General features: G+C 58.5%; 1 pseudogene. It reads left to right on the top strand.

Annotated elements, in window-relative coordinates:
* Nucleotides 1-300: 300 nt before the first annotated feature.
* Nucleotides 301-412 (top strand): annotated as a pseudogene (locus AF337_RS45090) (cation transporter); the annotation flags it as partial.

The following is a 412-nucleotide window of genomic DNA, read 5'->3' as shown; positions in this document are numbered from 1 at the left end:
TGCCTCTAAATGTCGAGCCGGGGCAGATCGACCCGGCTCTCATGATGTTTAGGCAATGATCGCGAGATTGCCGCAGGGCGCGATCGCGGCCTGCCATTCGACGAGGTTGTCACGAAGCCCCCGGGGCTTCCTCCCCAGTGTCTATAACTCCTTCGGACAGTCATTCCAGGGCGCGAACCTCCATCCAAAGAATAGAAAATCCGGTTCACTCCGTAGTCGGCGATTGTCTCGAATGCCTTCACGATTGGCGCGGACACGCTAGAGTGAGCGCGAGGCGTGTGGGCTGCGCGGGAGGTGGCGATGTGGAACGAACAAGGGTTTCTACGCATTTCGATTGCGGCCACCATCGTCATTGCCGCGCTCGGCATCATCTTCGGCATCCTTTCAGGCTCGTTCTCCATCGCCTTTGATG

The sequence above is a fragment of the Rhizobium ecuadorense genome (genome assembly GCF_001187535.1).
GTDB classification, from domain to species: domain Bacteria; phylum Pseudomonadota; class Alphaproteobacteria; order Rhizobiales; family Rhizobiaceae; genus Rhizobium; species Rhizobium ecuadorense.
This window is presented reverse-complemented; position numbering and strand designations above follow the sequence as displayed.